Here is a 3,923-nt window from a genome sequence, read left to right as displayed (position 1 = left end):
TGCCACAAATGTTTTGCATTCCTGGCATGACTGAATACCGCGCCCTATTCGATCTGCTTAATATTCCCTATGTGGGCAATACCCCAGATTTGATGGCACTAACTGCCCATAAAGCCAGAGCTAAGGCGATTGTGGCAGCGGCAGGAGTTAAAGTACCTTTTGGAGAACTACTTCGCCAGGGAGACATTCCCACCATTAAGCCGCCAGTAGTGATCAAACCTGCTAGTTCTGACAATTCTTGTGGGGTGACTTTAGTCAAAAATGTCGCTGACTATGACGCTGCCCTGAAAACAGCGTTTGAACATTCAGATGAGGTCTTAGTCGAAGAGTACATCGAACTGGGTCGGGAAGTTAGATGTGGAATCCTTGTCAAGGACGGCGAGTTAGTGGGTTTACCCCTGGAAGAGTATCTGGTGAATCCCCATGACCACCCGATTCGCGACTATGAGGATAAACTAAAACGAACAGAAGATGGCGACTTGAGTTTGACTGCTAAGGATGGTGTTAAGGCTTGGATGCTAGACCCTAGGGACCCTGTAACCAAGCCAGTTCAGGAAGTAGCCAAGATGTGTCATCAGGCGTTGGGCTGTCGCCACTACAGTCTTTTTGACTTCCGCATTGACCCACAAGGGCAACCTTGGTTTCTAGAAGCAGGTCTGTATTGCTCTTTTTCTAATAAAAGTGTGATTGCCTCTATGGCGAAAGCATCGGGGATATCTGTAAATGAGTTGTTGATGACAGCGATTGATGAAAAGTTAATTTATAAGGCTGCGTGTAGGGAATAGGGAACTTTGGATCAGGAAATAGTCTGAGGCGGGGGCGCGGCAGGTGTGGGGAAATGGGGATAATATGGGAAGTGTGGGAGGTGTGGGAGGTGTGGGAGGTGTGGGGAGATGGGGAGTCAGATTAGCAACTAGCTCCCCAAGACAGTGCTGCCTAGGTATTCCCTAGTCCCTATTCCCTATTCCCTATTCCCTATTCCCATTAACCCAGGACGAGGTACCTCAGCCAATTGAGAACTGCTATTATGAGTAAGTAAGGTTTAACTTTTCCGCAAGAAGAGTGCCACTCCCGAGTTAGCGATCGCATGTAGTCTTGGTGATGAAATCATACCACCATCAGCGTTATCTAAATCTAAATTGTTATCTAAATTGCTCTCAATGGCCTTAACCGATTCCTGATCAGGGTGTTCATTGGTGACACGATGATTTGGGTATTAGTGATTTTACCCTACAAGTGACCGATCGGAGGGATTAGACTTCCCACTAGTAGCTACCTAAAAAAGCTAGCTGAAGCTGGCTTTTTGGCTAATTAGAGCAATTTAATCCCGATATTTGGCTAAAAACGGTTGTTTTATTCTGATTGCCTCCATTTTTGCGCTAAAATAGCCTATATAAGCTAACTTTTATAAAGAGTTCACAGAAAATTTACAATCTGCTGGGACTATTCACAAGTAATTTACGGAAAATGGCTGATAGACATGGTTAACTTTAGAAGAAGCAAAAAGTCAGGTACTCAAAGCATGCAGTTTCTCAAGGTCACTACTTAAAAGCCAAGATGCTAGCCAGAGTCAAAAAACCGTACTATGCGGAATTTCTCTCACAGCCCTTGAGGTAAATAGTAACACGAGTAGTTTTAACAGTTAACTATAAAACATGTCAGGCTCTCCTCTGAATAAATTCCTTTTCAAACCCGTTCTTCTTGCAGCAGCGGTCTTGTCAGTACTGTCCTTACCAGTAGCAATTTTTGGCTCACAACCAGTTTCCATTCGCATTCAGGGAGAACAGTGGATGGATGGTGAAGTTAAGGATCTTGCTCCCCCTTACCTAGGCTTGGTTGGAGCCTTGAGTTTGGGAGTCGGTGTAGCCAGTTTGGCAATTTCAGGGTGGCAAGACTCCTCCCATAAATTTGCTCAAACTCAGGACAAAGTTTCCACTCTAGCTGAGGGTATCCAGGCAAAAGAAAAAGAATTAGAAGACCTTAAGCTTTCTCTGTCGAGTTTGGCAGCTTCTGGACTCACTGATTTTATAGATGAGGCAGAAACCCCGAAAACATTTACAGAAAACGTTACGGAAAAGGTTCCGGAAAACGTTACGGACAAAGTTATAGAAAACGTTACGGAAAAGGTTCCGGAAAACGTTACGGACAAAGTTATAGAAAACGTTACGGAAAAGGTTCCGGAAAACGTTACGGACAAAGTTATAGAAAACGTTATAGAAACTCGGGATAACAGCCTTGAATCCCAGCCAGTCTTTGAAACTCTAGTGACTAGGTCGAATTTTGTTGAAGAGCCTTCCATAACAGCCCCGACAAGGTCTGTAGAGGATGTAACCCAGAAGTTTGCCTCAGCACAAACGTTTTTAGGTTTTGTGCGCACAAAACCTGTAGTCACCCAACCTATTGAGGTGAGTTCACCAAAACCTGAGCAGCTGGAGCAACTCAACACTCAACTTCAAACAATTATGGCTCAGATGGCTTCTTTACAATCCGCCCTTGATGGCACACAGAGAAGTCGAGGGATTGAGGTACCTGTAGCGAATCACCCATCCAAACAACTTGTTAAGTCCTGGTCTGTCAAGGGTTAAGAACTTTTAAGACAAGTTGATAGACGATTAGGGTGCATCCTGATCCAACCATAAGCTAAAAAGCATCTACTGGAATTGACTCCAGATAGTTATGTATAAATAGTTTACTGTTGGTAATTAGTTAAAATTGCTGAATTTGGTTGACCATTTCTGCCTTCCGAATCTATAATTGTAACCTCGATTTATCGATGGACTAATTTGGCATTCGCCAATTACTAGATTGTCACGATTGAGATCACCGTGAGCGTTTCCACAAAAAGCGCCAACAAAACGCGACCATAGCGCTAATTAAATAAAACTGTTAGGGTATTTCAGTAAGAGCCTGCACAGTGTGGCTGAGTATTATAATTAGTATTATTATTAATATTATTCATGGTTCAGGCTTGATAGTGACCAACCATGAACCATGACCATGAACTATGAACCAAGATAAAGGTTTTGTCTTATCGGAAAAACTCTGACGGCGAGAGTGGAGTATTGTTTTGATTTTTTAAATTGGTTTGTGGGCGAATACTACCACTAACCGATGGTTGGGGTTTAAGTTCTGAGCGGTTTCCCCAGCCACCATTGCGTTCTGCTGCCCTAATGCTAGGTACTGATTTCCTGCCACTAGGTAGCGCTATCGGTAGGGTGTAACTCGCCTTTACGTAAGGTTGACCATCATTATTAAATCGGACGAGGTCACCTTCCATCTCTGGAATCTGCGGCTGTTGCTCTTCAGCCCTTCCTAGGTGACCATAGGGCTCATAGGTAGCTAAGAAAGAGACACTATTATTGGGGCTAACCGAGAATCGTCCTTGTGATTGATTGATTTGCCAAGCTTCCTGAAGGCGACCATCTGGTGCTACCTCCCATAGGTTAAGCCTAGCTTGCCATTGACCCTGCTCGTTTACTTCAACAACTTGGCGATCCAAAATCGAATAAGTGCCTAGGGGGTTAGAACCAAATAAAGGCTGTTGTGTCGGACGCAAATAGCGAATAGCAGCTACAGCAATTTGACTTTGGTCAGGTAGATTACTAGTACCCGATACAGTATACGCACCAGGACGACTGGCCGGTTTCACACTGAGTTCTAACTCAAGGTCAGGGGATTTTTTTTGGGAGCAACTGACACACAATGCCATTAGCATTAGGAGTACAGTCCCCTGCCTATTAGAGTAAAGTGAGCGAACTGTTTGACTTAAAAACTGGTAGAATCGCATAGGCATAGGTATAAACAGATTAGATATTCCTTAGGGAGTAAGCATATGCGCTACGCGCACGCTGCTTGAGGTGCGGTCAGCGGTCAGCGGTCAGCTGACGTAACATAGATTAAACCAATACTTACTTGTTTTATTA

At 44.0% G+C, this 3,923-nt stretch carries 3 protein-coding genes; 2 read left to right on the top strand and 1 reads right to left on the bottom strand.

From position 1 onward, the window contains the following. Both F6K20_RS27900 and F6K20_RS27895 read left to right on the top strand, forming a co-directional pair. Positions 1–785, top strand: a 785-nt coding sequence (locus F6K20_RS27900; RefSeq protein ID WP_287296847.1) for a D-alanine--D-alanine ligase family protein, incomplete at its 5' end; no start/stop codon positions are given. 870 nt (positions 786–1,655) lie between these two features. Next, positions 1,656–2,585 (top strand): hypothetical protein, encoded by a 930-nt coding sequence (locus tag F6K20_RS27895; RefSeq protein WP_287263428.1) that lies wholly within the window; start codon positions 1,656–1,658, stop codon positions 2,583–2,585. Between the two features lie 443 nt (positions 2,586–3,028). On the opposite strand, the gene F6K20_RS27890 is transcribed toward F6K20_RS27895, so the two are convergent. Next, entirely contained in the window at positions 3,029–3,709 is a 681-nt protein-coding gene (locus tag F6K20_RS27890; protein ID WP_131827039.1) for a hypothetical protein, read from the bottom strand. Positions 3,710–3,923: the final 214 nt, after the last annotated feature.

This window comes from Moorena sp. SIO2C4, from assembly GCF_010672485.1.
In the GTDB taxonomy this organism is placed as follows: domain Bacteria; phylum Cyanobacteriota; class Cyanobacteriia; order Cyanobacteriales; family Coleofasciculaceae; genus Moorena; species Moorena producens.
The sequence above is the reverse complement of the archived record's forward strand: the minus strand, read 5'-3'. Positions and strand labels throughout refer to the sequence as shown.

Bases quoted from the DNA above. Each gene is read 5' to 3' on its own strand.
- F6K20_RS27895 (WP_287263428.1), top strand. From the start codon at position 1,656: ATGTCAGGCTCTCCTCTGAATAAATTCCTTTTCAAACCCGTTCTTCTT.
- F6K20_RS27890 (WP_131827039.1), bottom strand. From the start codon at position 3,709: ATGGCATTGTGTGTCAGTTGCTCCCAAAAAAAATCCCCTGACCTTGAG.